This window comes from Mycobacterium sp. NGS62 (assembly GCF_059812285.1).
Genome location: NZ_JCALCK010000009.1, coordinates 140,453 through 155,537 on the forward strand (window position 1 = coordinate 140,453; position 15,085 = coordinate 155,537).

Genomic DNA, 15,085 nt, shown 5'->3' on the forward strand with positions numbered 1-15,085 from the left:
AGATGGCGGGATTTCGGCTCACCACCAAGGTTCAGGTCAGCGGTTGGCGGTTCTTGCTGCGGCGCGTAGAGCACGCCATCGTGCGGCGAGACACCCGCATGTTCGACGATCCGCTGCAGTTCTACAGCCGGGCGGTGGGGCTCGGCATCGTGATCGCGGTGTTGATCGGGGTCGGTGCCGGACTGCTGGCGTATTTCAAGCCGCTTGGCCGGCAAAGCGGGGACAGTCTGCTCGTTGACCGCACCACCAACCAGCTCTATGTGGTGATGTCGGGAACCGGAGAGCTGCACCCCGTCTACAACCTGACCTCGGCGCGCCTGGTGCTGGGAAGCTCGGGCAACCCGCACGCGGTGAAGTCCAGCGAGCTGGACAAGATGCCCAAGGGCCAGCGCATCGGCATCCCGGGCGCCCCGTACGCCACCCCGGTGACGTCAGATGCTTCGTCGGACTGGACGCTGTGTGACACCGTCGCCAACCCGGAGAGTGTTGCTCCCGCCGTCCAGACTTCAGTGATAGCCATGCCTTTGGTTACCGATGCGTCGATAGGTCCGGTGCGGCCCAATCAGGCGCTGATCGCCTCCTATCAAGGCAGGGAATGGGTGGTGAGCAAAGCCGGTCGCCACGTCATCGATCTGACCGACCGCGCGGTCGCCTCGGCGGTAGGGATACCCGTCACCGCGAGGGCGACCCCGATGTCGGAAGGTGTGTACAACGCGATTCCCGACGCCGGACCCTGGCAGGTGCCACCGATCCCCGCCGCGGGCGCGCCGAATTCTCTTGGGCTGCCGGAGAATCTAGTGATCGGGTCAGTGTTTCAAACCCAGAGCGAGACGGGTCCGCAGAAGTTCGTGGTGCTGCCCGACGGTGTCGCCCGCGTGAACGCGACCACGTCAGCGGCCTTACGCGCAACCAATTCCTATGGGCTGATCGCGCCCCCGTCGATCGAGTCGAGCCTGGTCGCGAGGATTCCAGAGCGGGTGTACGGCTCGCCTCTGCCGGATGAACCGTTGAAGATTCTGCCTCGGCAGGAGGCGCCCGTGCTGTGCTGGTCGTGGGAGCGTGAGCCCGGCGACCAGTCCGCCAAAACTGCTGTGCTCACCGGCCGCCACTTGCCGATTTCACCCACGGCGATGCGCACCGGCATCAAGCAGATCGAGGGAACCACAACAGTTTTCACAGACGGCGGAAAGTATGTGCGTCTCCAGTCTCCCGACCCGAAGCACGGTGAGGCGTTGTACTACATCGATCCACAGGGTGTGCGGTATGGGTTGCCGGACGAAGAAACGGCCAAGTATCTGGGCTTGACGTCGCCCAAGAACGCGCCGTGGGCTGTCGTGCGGTTGCTGGTAGACGGGCCGGTGCTGTCCAAGCAGGCCGCACTCCTGGAGCACGACACCCTGCCCCCGGATCCGAAACCCCGGAAAATCGAAACCCGAGGCGGCTGATGACGACCAAGAAGTTCACCCCGACCGTCAAGCGAGGACCACGCCTGACGCCCGGCGAAATCACTGTCACGCCACCGGAAGACCTCGGCATTGAGATTCCGGCCTCGGGCATCCAGAAGATGCTGCCGTACGTGATGGGCGGCGGCATGCTGGGCATGATCGCGATCATGGTCTTCACCGGCGTCCGGCAGCTTTCACCGTACATGTTGATGATGCCGTTGATGATGATCATGACGACGGTGGGGTTCATGGCCGGCGGTGGTCCGGGCGGCAAGAAGGTTCCTGAAATCAACGCCGACCGGAGGGAATATCTGCGCTACCTGGCCGGTCTACGAACCCGCGTGACCTCATCGGCCAGCGCACAGGTCACGTTCTTCGGTTACCACGCACCACATCCCGACGATCTACTGTCGCTTGTCGGCACGCACCGGCAGTGGTCTCGGCCGGCTAATGCCGACTTCTACGCGGCGACCCGCATCGGACTCGGTTCCGAGCCGGCGGTGGACCGGCTGCTGAAACCTGCACTCGGCGGTGAGCTGGCGGGGCCCGACGCGGCGCCCCAGCCGCACCTCGAACCCGTAAGCCACATGTGGGTGTTGAAGTTCCTGCGCACTCACGGACTTGTCCACGATTGCCCGAAACTGGTTCAGCTGCGCACCTTTCCCACCATCGCGATCGGCGGTGATCCCGAGGGCGCGGCCGGGTTGCTGAGAGCGATGATCTGCCACTTGGCCGTATTCCATCCACCGGACCTGTTGCAGATGCGGGTGCTCACCGAGGACCCTGAGGACCCAGAGTGGTCCTGGGTGAAATGGCTCCCGCATCTCCAGCACCAGACCGACACCGACGCCGCCGGGACGACTCGGCTGATCTTCACCCGGCCAGACGGTCTCAGCGATTTGACCGCCCGCGGCCCGCACACACCGGATGCGGGTCCCGGCGGACCCTACGTCGTGGTCATCGATTTGACTGGAGGCACGGCGGGCTTCCCGATGGACGGCCGTGCCGGCGTCACGGTCATCACGTTGGGTAATCACCGGTCGGCGTACCGAATTCGGGTCGACAAGGATGGCACCGCGGACGACCGCCTTCCTAACCAGACATTCCGGCAGGTGACGTCGGTGACCGACCGGATGTCCCCGGCACAAGCCACTCGTCTCGCCCGAAAGCTGGCCGGGTGGTCCATCACCGGGACCATCATCGACAAGACCACTCGAGTCCAGAAGAAGGTGTCGACCGAGTGGCACCAGTTGGTCGGTGCCCAGGGCGTCGAAGAGGTGCTGCCGAACCGTTGGCGGATGTTCGCCGACACCGACCAGGACCGACTGCGAATCCCGTTCGGTCATGAGCTCAGGACCGGCGACGTCATGTGCCTGGACATCAAAGAGGGTGCGGAATTCGGGGCTGGACCGCATGGCATGCTCATCGGCACTACCGGATCGGGCAAGTCGGAGTTCTTGCGCACCCTCATCCTGTCGCTGGCCGCTACGCATCATCCGGACCAGGTCAACCTGCTGCTCACCGACTTCAAGGGTGGTTCCACCTTCCTGGGTATGGAACGACTGCCGCACACTGCCGCGGTTGTCACCAACATGGAGGAAGAGGCTGAGCTTGTCAGCCGCATGGGTGAGGTGTTGACCGGCGAACTCGACCGGCGGCAGTCGATACTGCGCCAGGCCGGTATGCAGGTGGGCGCTGCCGGCGCGTTATCCGGTGTGGCTGAGTACGAGAAACACCGGGAGCGCGGAGCTGACTTACGACCCCTGCCAACACTTTTCGTCGTGGTCGACGAGTTCGCCGAGCTGCTGGCCAACCACCCGGACTTCATCGCTTTGTTCGACCGGATCTGTCGTGTCGGCCGCTCGTTGCGGGTGCACTTGTTGTTGGCGACCCAGTCGCTGAACACCGGTGGCGCGCGCATCGACAAACTGGAGCCCAACCTGACTTACCGCATCGCGTTGCGCACCACTAGTTCGGCGGAATCCAAGCAGGTGATCGGAACGCCCGAAGCGCAATACATTACCAACAAGGAAAGCGGTGTCGGGTTCCTGCGGGTCGGTATGGAAGACCCGGTCAAATTCAAGAGCGTCTACACCGGTACGCCCTACGTTCCCGCCATGGACGTTGACGGGGAAGTAAACGGTGAAGCGCCTGGCGTCCCGCAGCGCAGGCGAGATGTGCGCATCCACCGGTTCACCGCGGCGCCGATCTTCGACCCGGGGGTGACGTCATGAGCATCGAACAAGAACCGCGGGTACTGCGTGAGGTGGTGCTGGATCAGCTTGGCACCGGTGAAGCTATCGCGTATCGAATGTGGTTGCCGCCGTTGATGGATCCGACCCCGGTCAATGAGCTCGTCGAGCGTGACATCCGGCAACCGCTGCGATTCGGCCTGGGGGTCATGGACGAGCCGCGCCGGCATCGTCAGGAAGTGTGGGGCATCGACGTTTCCGCAGCGAGCGGCAACATCGCCGTTGGCGGCGCCCCGCAGACAGGCAAGTCGACATTTCTGCAAACAATGATCTTGTCGGCTGCGGCCACCCACTCGCCGCGCCACGTGCAGTTCTATTGCATCGATCTCGGTGGCGGTGGGCTGATTTACCTCGAAGACTTGCCGCATGTCGGCGGGGTGGCGACCCGATCCGAGCCGGACCGGGTCAACCGCATGGTTGCCGAAATGAAAGCCGTGCTGCGCCAACGGGAAAACATCTTCAAGCAGTATCGGGTGGGCTCGATCGCGGCGTATCGGCAGATGCGCGACGACCCGAATCATCCCGCCGCATCCGATCCCTTCGGCGACGTGTTTCTGGTCATCGACGGGTGGCCGGCGTTCGTCGGGGAATTTCCCGACCTCGAACCAATAGTGCAAGACCTGGCCGGTCAGGGGTTGGCCTTCGGCATCCACACCGTGATCTCCACGCCACGTTGGACTGAACTGAAGGCCCGGGTGCGCGACTATCTCGGCACCAAGGTGGAGTTCCGACTCGGCGACACCAACGAAACCCAGATCGACCGCATAACCCGCGAGATCCCGGCCAACCGTCCCGGCCGGGCGATCTCGATGGAAAAGCACCACCTGATGATCGGCGTTCCCCGGATCGACGGTGTGCACAGCGCCGACAACCTGGTCGAAGCGATGTCGGCGGCAGTGCAGCAAATCGCTCCCCTTCACACCGAACAGGCGCCCGAGGTCAGGGTGCTGCCCGAACGTATCCATCTGCACCAACTGGATCCGAACCCGCCGGGGCCAGAGGCGGATTACCGCGCCCGGTGGATGATTCCGCTCGGCTTGCGCGAGGCAGACCTTTCGGTGGCCTACAACAACATGCAGGTCACCCCGCACTTGCTGATCTTTGGCGCTGCGAAGTCGGGTAAGACGCGTATCGCTCACGCCGTTGCGCAGGCCATCTGTGCCCGCAACAGTCCTGATCAGGTGCGTTTCATGGTGGCCGACTACCGCTCCGGACTGCTGGACGCGGTACCGGATTCCCATCTGCTCGACGCGGGGGCCATCAACCGCAACGCCGCATCACTGGACGAGAACATCAAAGCGATGGCGATCAATCTGCGAAAGCGATTGCCGCCCGTCGACTTGACTGCCGCACAGTTGCGTGCGCGGTCGTGGTGGAGCGGACCTGACATCGTGCTGTTGGTCGACGATTGGCACATGATCGTGGCAGCTGCCGGTGGAGTCCCGCCGATGACGCCGCTGGGACCGCTATTACCTGCGGCGGCGGATATTGGGCTGCACGTAATTGTCACGTGTCAAATGAGCCAGGCTGCCCGAGCGACCATGGACAGGTTTGTCGGTGTTGCATACGGGTCGGGATCGCCCACCCTATTTCTCTCCGGTGACAAACAAGAGTTCCCGTCCAGCGAGATTAAAGTCAAAAAAAGACCTCCTGGCCAGGCGTTTCTGGTGGCGCCGGACGCTAAAGAAGTCATCCAAGCGGTCTATATCGACCCTCCAGAAGAAGTGTCTGCACCACCCTCTAACGGCGGTTAGGATCGATTCGACAACTTCAACGCCGTAGGACGTGCTGATGCGCGAGGGGTGTCAAATCCCAGCCTGAAATGGTGCGCGGTCGTCCATAACGGTGAATGTGGATGTCCGCTACAAGGTGAGGAGAGATTTGAAATGCAACCCTTAGCAGTCGACCCGGCCATCGCCGCGATCGGTACGCAGGTTGTCGCGAATGGCACCCGCGGACTGGCCGCTGGCACCACAGCTTCGGCGGCGGTGACGAGTCTGATGCCGGCCGGAATCGACGAAGTCTCGGCACAGGCCGCGCTGGCATTCGCGTCAGAGGGCGTGCAGACATGCGCTCTGAACAGCTTCGCGCAGGAAGAGCTCGCGCGCGCCGGCGCAGCCTACGCGGAGGCCGCCGCAATCTATGCCGCGGTCGACGAGGGTGCCGCGGGCACGCTGATTTAGAGCGTCGGCCGAAGCAGTCACTTCGAGACCAGAGTTAGTACGCCATGGTTGGGTTGCCGCCGTTAGGCATCGATTTTGCCGCGCTGCTGCCGGAGATCAATACCTTCCGGCTGCAGGCCGGAGCCGGCGCAGAGCCGATGCTGCAGGCCGCCGCAGGCTGGGAGGCATGGGCGATCTCTCTGGAGACTCAAGCTCTGGAGCTGGCCGCGAGCATGTCTGCGCTCAGTGGGGCGTGGTCCGGCATGGCCAGCGAACGCGCGGTGGCCGCGACGATGCCGATGGTGGCTTGGCTTCAGACGCTGGCGTTGCAGGCACAGAAGCGTGCCATGCAGGCAGCGGCACAGGCTGCGTCGTACACCGCCGCGGCGACAACCACCCCGCAGCTGCCCGAGATCGCGGAAAACCACATCACCAACTTTGTTCTGAACGCCACCAACTTCCTCGGCGTCAACACCGTGCCGATTGCGTTCAACGAGGCGGACTACGTCCGAATGTGGGATCTGGCTGCCGCTACGATGTACGCGTACCTGGCGGAGACCACCACGAATGTGATGTTCGAGCCGGTTTTGCCGGCGAAGCCGGTTGTCATCCCGGGTGTCGCCGAGGTAGCGGCGGGCGCGGCTCTGGGCCAGTTGGCCGCGAATGCGCCGGGCGCCGTCTACCGCGACGCGGTGTTCGCCCGGGCGACCGCGCAGGGCCTGGCCGAATCGGTCGGTTTGAAGGCGGGCGAGGCAGTGGGCGCGGGCAGCCAAGCCGCGACACTGGGGGAGGGCCAGGCCAGTCACGCGCAGAACGCGCGCCCGTCCGAGCAGAACGAGCTGACCCATGGTCCGCAGCAGTTCATGCAGTCGGGCATGCAGATGGTCACCCAGATCGGGTCGCAGGCCGGCCAAATACCGCAGATGCTCCAGAGTCCGATGCAGCAGCTGACCCAACCACTGCAGCAGGTGACGTCGATGGTCAGCCAATTCGGCAGCGGCATGGGATCCGGCGACCACGGTATGCAGCAACTTGGCCTGATGGGGACCAGTCCGTTTTCGAACCATCCGCTGGCCGGCGGGTCGGGGGCCAGCACCGGCGCGGGTCTGGTGCGGGCGGCATCACTGCCCGGCATGGGAGGCTCGGCGCCGCGCACGCCCCTGATGGCCAGTCTGATCGACAAGGCCGGCCCGGTGTCGCCGGCCGCCGTCGAACCCGTCGGTGCGGCCGCGGGAACATCGGCCACTGGCGGAACGGCGCCGGTCGGTGCCGGCAGCGGCGGCGCGGGCGCGATGGGCCCGACCGGGCAGCGCGGAAAATCCGGCGGCACCAAGGGCGGGCTGAAGGCGCCCTCGCCGCTCACCCAGGACCTGGGCGAAGACGACGGCGACGACTGGTAGTCGTCCACCAAAGACTTCCCGGCTATTGGGGCCGGAAGACTCGCCCTGTGGCGAGGACAACAGGAAAAGAAAGAGATCAGCATGGGTGCACCAATGGAAGCCGATCCGGCTGTCCTCGCCACAGAGGCCGGCAACTTCGAGCGGATCGCAGGAGAGATCAAGGGTGTGATGGCCCGGGTCGAGGGGACAGCACAAGAATTGATGCCGCAGTTGCAGGGTAGTGCCGGCACTGCTGCTCAGGCGGCACTCGCCCGTTACAACGAGGCTGCCCTCGCGCAGGTGAAAGAACTCGACGACGTCACTGAGAACCTGCACCAGTCGAACATCCACTACACCAGCACGGACGAGGATCAGGCCGCCGGCGTTGCCGCTGCCATGAACTTCTGACCCCGACTCGAGAGAAACGGAGTATCACATGGGACAACCAATCACTTACAACTTCGCCGGCATCGAGGGCCACGCGACCGCTATTCACGGCGCGGTTGGTATCCAGGCCGGTCTGCTCGACGAGGGCAAGGGCTCGCTTGCGAGGCTGGCCGGAGCGTGGCAAGGCGACGCCCAAGGCGCCTACAACACGCTCATGATGCGGTGGGACCAAACGGCGAACGAACTGAACCTGGCCTTGCAGAACCTGGCGCAGGCGATTCACGAGGCCGGTGCGACAATGGGTCAAACCGAGGCCGCCAACACGGCTAGATTTTTCTAGCCCGGCGCGCACGAGGGGGCGAGTATGAGTTGTTGAGCTCGCCCACCTCGTGTCCCGCCGCAACCGACGAAGTCTTGAGAGGTGCTCATGTCGGCCGACTATGACCGGCTCTTCAACGCCCCCGAGGACGAGCCCGGGGACACAACGGCGCAGGTAGATCTGGAGGCCGTTCGACGGTTCCAGCCGCCTCCGATGCCGGCGAGCCCATCAGCATCCCACGATGCTCCCACCCCGCCGATGCCTATCGGCGGGCCGCAGCCGCCGCAGCCGCCGCCGTCGTGGCAAGCACAGGCCGCGCAGCAACCGGCGCCGCCGCGCTCAGATATGCCCGCGCCGCCAGCACCGAATGGCAGCACCGCGGCGCCCACGCCGAACACCGGCACTACCGGCGCGCAGTACGAACGACCGCGAACGCCACCGCCCCAGCCGCCGCCGATGCAACCAGCCCCGGCGCCGAGCCAACATTTCGCCGAGTCACAACAAGAGGCAGGTGGCTGGCGCGCCGCCCCACCGCCGCCGAGCCAGCCGCAGACTTCCGCGGCGACAATCGGCAATCACCGCGCTATCGACGCGTTGTCGCACGTCGGCGTCAAGTCTGCGGTCAAGATGCCTTCCCAACACGGCTGGCGTCATTGGCTGTATCTGCTGACGAGGATGAACCTCGGACTGTCTCCCGACGAACTTTACGAATTGGACCTGCAGATGCGGGTCCGGCGCAACGCCCGCGACTCGTACCAGATCGGAATCTTGGGCTTGAAGGGCGGCGTCGGAAAGACCGCCGTGACAGTCGCTTTGGGCTCGGCGTTGGCCAAGGTGCGAGGCGACCGAATTCTGGCCATCGATGCCGATCCGGGTGCCGGGAACCTCGCCGATCGTGCCGGGCGTCAATCGGCGGCCAGCATCGCGGATCTGCTGGCCGACAAGTCGCTGTCGCGATACAACGACATCCGCGCGCACACCAGCATGAATGCCGCGAACCTCGAAGTGCTCTCTTCCGAGGAGTACAGCGTGGCCCGCCGCGCGTTCAACGACGACGACTGGCAGGGCGCCACCGACATCGTGTCGAGGTACTACAACCTGGTACTGGCCGACTGCGGGCCCGGATTGTTCGATTCGTCGGCCAAAGCTGTGCTGTCGTCGGTTTCCGGCATCGTGATCGTGGCGAGCGCATCAATCGACGGCGCGCGGCAGGCGGCGATCGCCATGGACTGGCTGCGCCAAAACGGCTATCAGGACCTGCTATCCCGCGCGTGTGTGGTGATCAACCATGTGGTGCCGGGCAAGCCGAACCTGGATGTCGATGATCTGGTGCAGCAGTTCGAACGCCATCTGCAGCCCGGCCGAGTCCTCGTACTGCCCTGGGATAAGCACGTCGCGGCCGGAACCGAGATCCAACTCGATCTGCTGGGTTCTACTTTCCAGCGCAGGATCCTCGAGTTGGCCGCAGCACTGTCCGACGACTTCGACCGACTCGAACGGCATTGAGCGCCCCCGCCGCCGCAGCATCGGCAACCTCGGGAACGACGCCGAGCAGACCGGCGACCACCCGCGTGACGATTCTTACCGGCAAGCGGATGACCGACTTGGTGCTGCCCTCGTCGACACCGATAGAGGCCTATATCGACGAGACCGTTTCGGTGCTGACCGATCTGCTGGAAGACACGCCGGCTGATGTCCTGGCCGGCTTCGATTTCTCCGCCGGCGGCGTCTGGGCGTTCGCGCGTCCGGGTGCTCCGCCGCTGAAACTCGACAAGTCACTCGACGACGCCGGAGTCGTCGACGGGTCGTTGTTGACGCTGGTTTCGGTCAGCCGCACGGAGCGGTATCGACCGCTGGTCGAAGATGTCATCGACGCCATCGCGGTGCTCGACGAATCACCACAGTTCGATCGACGGGCGCTGAATCGCTTTGTGGTGGTTGCTATTCCGGTCGTGGCACTGGTGCTGGCCGTGGCGACGGCGATGGCCTGGAGTAACACCGGGCATCTCCTGTGGTGGGCACCGGCGCTGGGTGTTCTGGCGATCGGTCTGCTGGGCGGCAGTGTCGTGGCCAGAAGCCGGTACCGGAATGTGAAGATGTCGGAGAGCCTGCTGGTCGCGGCCTACCCGATAGTGGCGGCAGCCGTTGCGCTCGCGATCCCGTTGCCGCGCGGTAGCGACTCGTTGGGCGCGCCGCAACTGGCGGCCAGCGCGGTGGCCATCCTGCTGCTGACACTGGCGACGCGGGGCGGCCCGCGACGGCGCGCCGAATTGGCTTCATTTATTACCGTTTCGGCGATCGCGGTCATGGCGGCGGCGATTGCCTACGGCTATGGCTGGCAGTACTGGGTACCTGCCGGTGCGATTGGTGTCGGGCTGTTTGTCGTGACCAATGCGGCCAAGCTGACGGTCGCGGTCGCGCGGATCGCGTTGCCGCCGATTCCTGCGCCCGGTGAGACCGTCGGCAACGAGGAGCTGCTCGACGCCGTCGAGGCTCCCGAAGACGTCGACGAAGAGTCGGCGACCTGGCAGGCGATCCTGGCCTCGGTGCCCGATTCGGCGGCGCGGTTGACCGAACGCAGCCGGCTGGCCCGGCAGTTGCTGATCGGTTTTCTTTCTGCCGGCACCCTGGTGCTAGCCGTCGGCGCCATCGCAGTGGTGGTTCGCGGACACTTCTTCATCCACAGCATCGTTGCCGCCGCGTTGGTTACGGTGATCTGCGGGTTCCGGTCGCGGCTGTACGCCGAACGCTGGTGTGCCTGGGCGCTGCTGTCCGCCGTCGTCGCCATCCCGACGGGTGTGATGGTCAAGGTGAGCCTGTGGTATCCGGCTAGCGCGTGGCTGGCGTTGAGCATCTACCTCGCCGGCGCCGTCGTCGCCGTGATCGCGATCGGCGCGACCGGGAGTGGCCGTCGTGTCTCGCCGGTGACCAAGCGGCTTCTCGAATTGGCCGATGGCGCGGCTATCGCCACCCTCATCCCGTTACTGCTGTGGATCGCTAGCGTCTACGACCTGATCCGCAATATTCGGGGCTGACACTGATGGTGAAGGTCGCGACTCAAACAGAGCCTCCCACAGCGGGATTCGACCAGTGAGCGGTGGGCAAGAACTGACCGTCGACGCGGACGCGGTCGGGAAAGTCGGCAGCACTTTCAGCCACGCGGGCGGCGAAGTGGCCGGACTCGACGCTGGCGCTCCCCTTGGCGATGCGGCGGGGGTTGGATCTGAATTGGCTACCGCGGGTGCCTGTCAAAAAGCGCAGACGGCCATCGCCGCTCAGACCGCGGCGTTGGCGACGGAAACCGAGCAATACGGGGGGAGCCTGAAAACCGCCGCGGCCGAATACCGCAACACGGACCATATGGCGGGCGAAGCGATTCACAACGTCAAATTCGGCAAGTAAGTCGCCCTGCTTGGGCTCGTCGCGTAATTCTCTGCTGCCGCAAAGTTAATGCACTGACATCACTTATTCCGGTGGTACCGTTTTGAAATCTGCCATTCGAAAGGCTTGGCTGCATGGGTGTTTCGGTCTCGACGGTGGAGGGGTCGCACCCCGAGAAGCTCGTCGACGCCGCCGAACAGATTTCGGGCAAGATCACCACCTTGGAAACCATCATGGCCGGCGAGCGCGAGGACTTGGCGTACCTGCAGCAGTCCTGGCAGGGCGAGGCCGCCACCGCCGCGCTGGCTGAGGGTTTGCGCAAACTGGGCAAACAGGAGCGGTTTCATCTCAGATTGCAGGAGTTGCAATCCGCCCTGAACAATGGTGGAGAGCAATTAAGCGCCCTGCGCAAGGCGATCGTGGAGATGGTCCACACGTTGGCGAAGTTGGGCTTCTCGGTCAGCGACGATGGGGTGGTCACGCCGCATCAGTGGCTGGTCGGCCGTTTCCTGGACGGGGTAGCGGAGAAGCTGACGACTGTCCTCCAACAACTATTGAAGACCTTCGATGAAGTCGATCAAGCCACCGCGGCAGCGATTGCCCAGGCGTGTGGTTCGTCAATCCCTAATCCTCCGGTCAACGTGGCGGGCAAAGACATCCAGATTCCGTCGCCGGACACCAGCCCCGAGGACGTCAAGAAGTGGTGGGATTCGCTCAGCGACGAACAGCGACAAGCGCTCATCGCGCAACATCCGCCACTGCTGGGCAATCTCGGTGGCGTTCCCGCCGAAGTCCGCGACCAGGTCAATGTGCAGGTGATGGATGACGACATCCACCGCGTCGAGGACATCGCCAACAGCCGCCACGTCTCGGCTGATGAAGTGCTCAAAAACCCGGGCGCCTACGGGCTTTCGGGTGACGACGTTACCCGGTATCAGAACGCCAAGAATACGCAGCGCGGTCTCTACCACGACATGGGGCTCGACGACTATCACGGTGACTACAGAGGCATCGGCCAGTATGCCAAGGACAACCACCTGGACACGTCCAAGCTGCGGCCGGCAATGCTCTGGGCCTATGACCCGTTGGCGTTCAACGGTAAAGGCAAGGCAGCCATCGCGATTGGAAACCCGGACAAGTCGCCGAACACGGCGGTCATCGTGCCGGGCACCGGCGCCAGTGTTAAGTCGGGCTGGCTCTCCGAAGGCCACAATGACGCGATCAATCTCTACGACCAATCAGCATTGGCCGATCCAAACCATCCGACCGCAGTCATCGCGTGGATGGGCTACGACACCCCATCGAGCTTCAACGACCTCAATGTAGGGAACCCAGGCCTCGCCCGAACCGGCGGAGATTTGCTTGCGTGGGACGTCAACAGTCTCGGCGTCACCCACGAAGGCGGCGTGCCGCAGCACCTCACCGTCATCGGGCACTCCTACGGATCGACCACCGTGGCAGATGCGTTCGCCCGAAGCGACATGCACGCCAATGACGCCGTGCTACTGGGTTGTCCGGGGACCGATGCTGCGAGCACCGCTGGTGATTTCCACCTCAATGGTGGACACGTGTACGTGGGTGACGCTTCCACGGACTTCGTCGGTTGGCTCGGCGAAGCAGGCGGAGTGCCCAATGCGCTCAACGATGCGTTAGGCAATCCTGTTGGGGCAGCAGCGGGTTTGGAGACTGACCCGGCCCATGAGGGGTTTGGTGCGACGCGATTTCGCGCTGAAGTTCCGGGTTCGGAATTCATTCGCAGAGAAGACCATTCCTACTACTACCACGTGGGCAGCGAATCACTGCGCAGCATGACCGACATCGTCAGCGGCCATGGCGATAGCCTGGAACGCGAGGGACTGGTGGCCGGGCAACGAGCCGATGCCCCCTACCCCGTCACACCGACCCAGGTGCACGTTCCAGGCATCGGCAATGTTCCTGTGCCGCATATCGATCTGCCGTGGACCGACCCAGAATGGAACCGACCGGGGGCGTCTGTCACTGATGACCATGGTTATTAGTAATCGTAGAGATAGCCGCATTCGGCGACGACCGGCGTTACTGGCCGTCGCCCCGCTTATCGCGGTCGTGGTTCTTGTCCTAGGAGGATGTTCGCTGATGTTTCCGTCGCACGACCGCGCGGCCCAACCTCCCGAGCCGCTGACCGATGAGCAGGCCAAGGCCCAGGTGATCGACCCGGCCAAACAGATCGCCAAGGTCAACGACTTGCCCGACCTTTCCGGGACTTTCCAGTGGGAATCGTGCAACGACCAAGGGGATCCGCCCTACCGCGGTCGGGTGGACATGTTGTTCACCGTGCCCGGCGGTGTCGACCGGCAAGCCTATTTCCAGCAGATCGCCACGACGATGGCCGAACAGTCCGGTTGGTCAGCCGGCCCGCCGCCGGGTAAGCGTCCATTCGGCGCAGCCGTTCAGAAGGGCGGGGTCATGGTCATTATCGGAGAGAGCGGCACCGTGGGCCATCACGGCTCCATTCGACTTTTCGGCGAGTGCCGCAACATGCAAGATCACCACACCGACAACGGCTTCCAACGCATCACCAATGAACTGGTCGGGGGGTGACTGCTGGTTCGGCCGGCCATCGATCGTCTCCAGCGGCAAACTTCGTGCACCCGACGCGTTAGCGGACCGGTTATGATTTGTTCTTACGAGCACACAGCGTGGGGGTTTTAGCGATGGCACAAGAGACGCTGAAAGTAGATCCGGAGCGGTTGGCGCAGGCCGCGGCGAATTTGGGCGCCCATGCCGACGAAATTCCGGTGATTCCGCCGGGCTTCACCGTGTCGGGAAGTGACCCGCTATCAGCCGCCATTGCCGCGCACGTGCCCAAGCTGGAAGCGCCGGTCGTCGGCCCATGACCCTGGAGCAGCTCAAGGCGGACGCGCAGCGCGACGCTGCCAACGTCGCCAAAGCCGCCCAGCACTACTCGCAGACCGATGAAGCGCTGGGCAACAAAATCAACCAGCAGCAGTTCGACCAGGGCCAGCCCGGTTGCGCAGGCGGCGCGCCGGCGTCGGGCGGCGACTCGATGGGCCAAATGATGGGTCAGATGGGCCAGATGCTCGGCATGCCGATGGAGATGGCCGGCCAAGCCGTGCAGATGCCGATGCAGATGGTGGGAATGGTCGGAGCGCTTCCGCAGACCGTTATGCAGAGCATGCAAGGCCTGCAGGGCCTGATGGGCCACTCTGGCCAGATGGGCCAGCACGGCCAGGATGGGCAGCCGGGCGACGTGCCCCCGGATCAGCTCCAACCCGACAAGCCGGAAGACAAGGACGACAAGGCCGAGGACAAACCCAGCGAACCGGCCGAGCCGAAACACCAGGCTGCCGGACCGCAGCGCGAGCGGCTAGAGCCCATTCCCGACTCGCTTGGCGGCAGTGCAGCAGGTGGCCAGCCGGGAAGTCCGACTGTCCCGGTCACGCCGCCACCGAGCCGGCCTGTGACGCCAGGCTCGGAGATTGACCTCTAACCGCAGTCGGGGTTAATTCATAGCTGTTTGCGCTTGCCGCAATTAAGTTCAACGCAGTAAAAGCTGCAGTTGAGGCCGCCTCGATTGTGAGGCGTGAGTTGACGTTGACCTGGAGGTGTGTCTTGAGTGTGCCCCCGCCCCCGCAGGGCCCATGGCAATCGGGGCCGCCGGGGCCCGGCCAGCCACCGCCGCCGCCCGGGCGGTTGCCCCAGGGCCGACCCTATGGCGCGCCGTCGGGACCGTATCCAGGTTGGCCTCCGCATGGTCGGC

General features: G+C 64.2%; 14 protein-coding genes. All 14 read left to right on the forward strand.

Annotated elements, in window-relative coordinates; genetic code table 11:
• Positions 1-2 precede the first annotated feature (2 nt).
• The 14 genes from eccB to AC5Y49_RS19440 all read left to right on the forward strand — a co-directional run bounded on the left by eccB (position 3) and on the right by AC5Y49_RS19440 (position 14,815).
• The gene (gene eccB, locus AC5Y49_RS19375) at positions 3-1,445 is read left to right on the forward strand and encodes a type VII secretion protein EccB (RefSeq protein ID WP_499889917.1); all 1,443 of its coding nucleotides are present in this window, start codon (positions 3-5) and stop codon (positions 1,443-1,445) included.
• The gene (gene eccCa, locus AC5Y49_RS19380) at positions 1,445-3,679 is read left to right on the forward strand and encodes a type VII secretion protein EccCa (RefSeq protein WP_499889919.1); all 2,235 of its coding nucleotides are present in this window, start codon (positions 1,445-1,447) and stop codon (positions 3,677-3,679) included. Before eccB ends, eccCa begins: the two co-directional genes overlap by 1 nt.
• Positions 3,676-5,451 (forward strand): type VII secretion protein EccCb, encoded by a 1,776-nt coding sequence (gene eccCb, locus AC5Y49_RS19385; RefSeq protein ID WP_499889921.1) that lies wholly within the window; start codon positions 3,676-3,678, stop codon positions 5,449-5,451. The genes eccCa and eccCb overlap by 4 nt, the downstream gene beginning before the upstream one ends.
• 132 nt (positions 5,452-5,583) lie before the next feature.
• Positions 5,584-5,880, forward strand: a complete 297-nt coding sequence (locus AC5Y49_RS19390) for a PE domain-containing protein (protein ID WP_499889922.1) — start codon at positions 5,584-5,586, stop codon at positions 5,878-5,880.
• A 44-nt stretch (positions 5,881-5,924) separates the two neighbouring features.
• Positions 5,925-7,259 (forward strand): PPE family protein, encoded by a 1,335-nt coding sequence (locus tag AC5Y49_RS19395; protein WP_499889923.1) that lies wholly within the window; start codon positions 5,925-5,927, stop codon positions 7,257-7,259.
• A gap of 93 nt (positions 7,260-7,352) precedes the next feature.
• The gene (locus AC5Y49_RS19400) at positions 7,353-7,646 is read left to right on the forward strand and encodes a WXG100 family type VII secretion target (RefSeq protein WP_499889925.1); all 294 of its coding nucleotides are present in this window, start codon (positions 7,353-7,355) and stop codon (positions 7,644-7,646) included.
• A gap of 28 nt (positions 7,647-7,674) precedes the next feature.
• Positions 7,675-7,965: a WXG100 family type VII secretion target gene (locus AC5Y49_RS19405; protein ID WP_499889927.1), complete on the forward strand. Its 291-nt coding sequence runs from the start codon at positions 7,675-7,677 to the stop codon at positions 7,963-7,965.
• Between the two features lie 87 nt (positions 7,966-8,052).
• Positions 8,053-9,450: a MinD/ParA family ATP-binding protein gene (locus AC5Y49_RS19410; RefSeq protein WP_499889928.1), complete on the forward strand. Its 1,398-nt coding sequence runs from the start codon at positions 8,053-8,055 to the stop codon at positions 9,448-9,450.
• A complete protein-coding gene (eccD, locus tag AC5Y49_RS19415) occupies positions 9,447-10,979 on the forward strand; it encodes a type VII secretion integral membrane protein EccD (protein ID WP_499889930.1) in 1,533 nt (510 codons plus the stop codon). The genes AC5Y49_RS19410 and eccD overlap by 4 nt, the downstream gene beginning before the upstream one ends.
• Positions 10,980-11,034: 55 nt before the next feature.
• Entirely contained in the window at positions 11,035-11,346 is a 312-nt protein-coding gene (locus AC5Y49_RS19420; protein ID WP_499889932.1) for a hypothetical protein, read from the forward strand.
• Positions 11,347-11,459: 113 nt separating this feature from the next.
• On the forward strand, positions 11,460-13,343 hold the full coding sequence (locus tag AC5Y49_RS19425; protein ID WP_499889934.1) for an alpha/beta hydrolase: 1,884 nt from the start codon (positions 11,460-11,462) through the stop codon (positions 13,341-13,343).
• Positions 13,327-13,905: a lipoprotein LppJ family protein gene (locus AC5Y49_RS19430; RefSeq protein WP_499889936.1), complete on the forward strand. Its 579-nt coding sequence runs from the start codon at positions 13,327-13,329 to the stop codon at positions 13,903-13,905. The genes AC5Y49_RS19425 and AC5Y49_RS19430 overlap by 17 nt, the downstream gene beginning before the upstream one ends.
• A gap of 113 nt (positions 13,906-14,018) precedes the next feature.
• Positions 14,019-14,201, forward strand: coding sequence for a hypothetical protein (locus AC5Y49_RS19435; protein WP_499889938.1), 183 nt, complete (start codon positions 14,019-14,021; stop codon positions 14,199-14,201).
• Positions 14,198-14,815 carry a hypothetical protein gene (locus tag AC5Y49_RS19440; protein WP_499889940.1) on the forward strand — a complete coding sequence of 206 codons (618 nt, stop codon included), beginning with the start codon at positions 14,198-14,200 and terminating at the stop codon, positions 14,813-14,815. The genes AC5Y49_RS19435 and AC5Y49_RS19440 overlap by 4 nt, the downstream gene beginning before the upstream one ends.
• Positions 14,816-15,085: the final 270 nt, after the last annotated feature.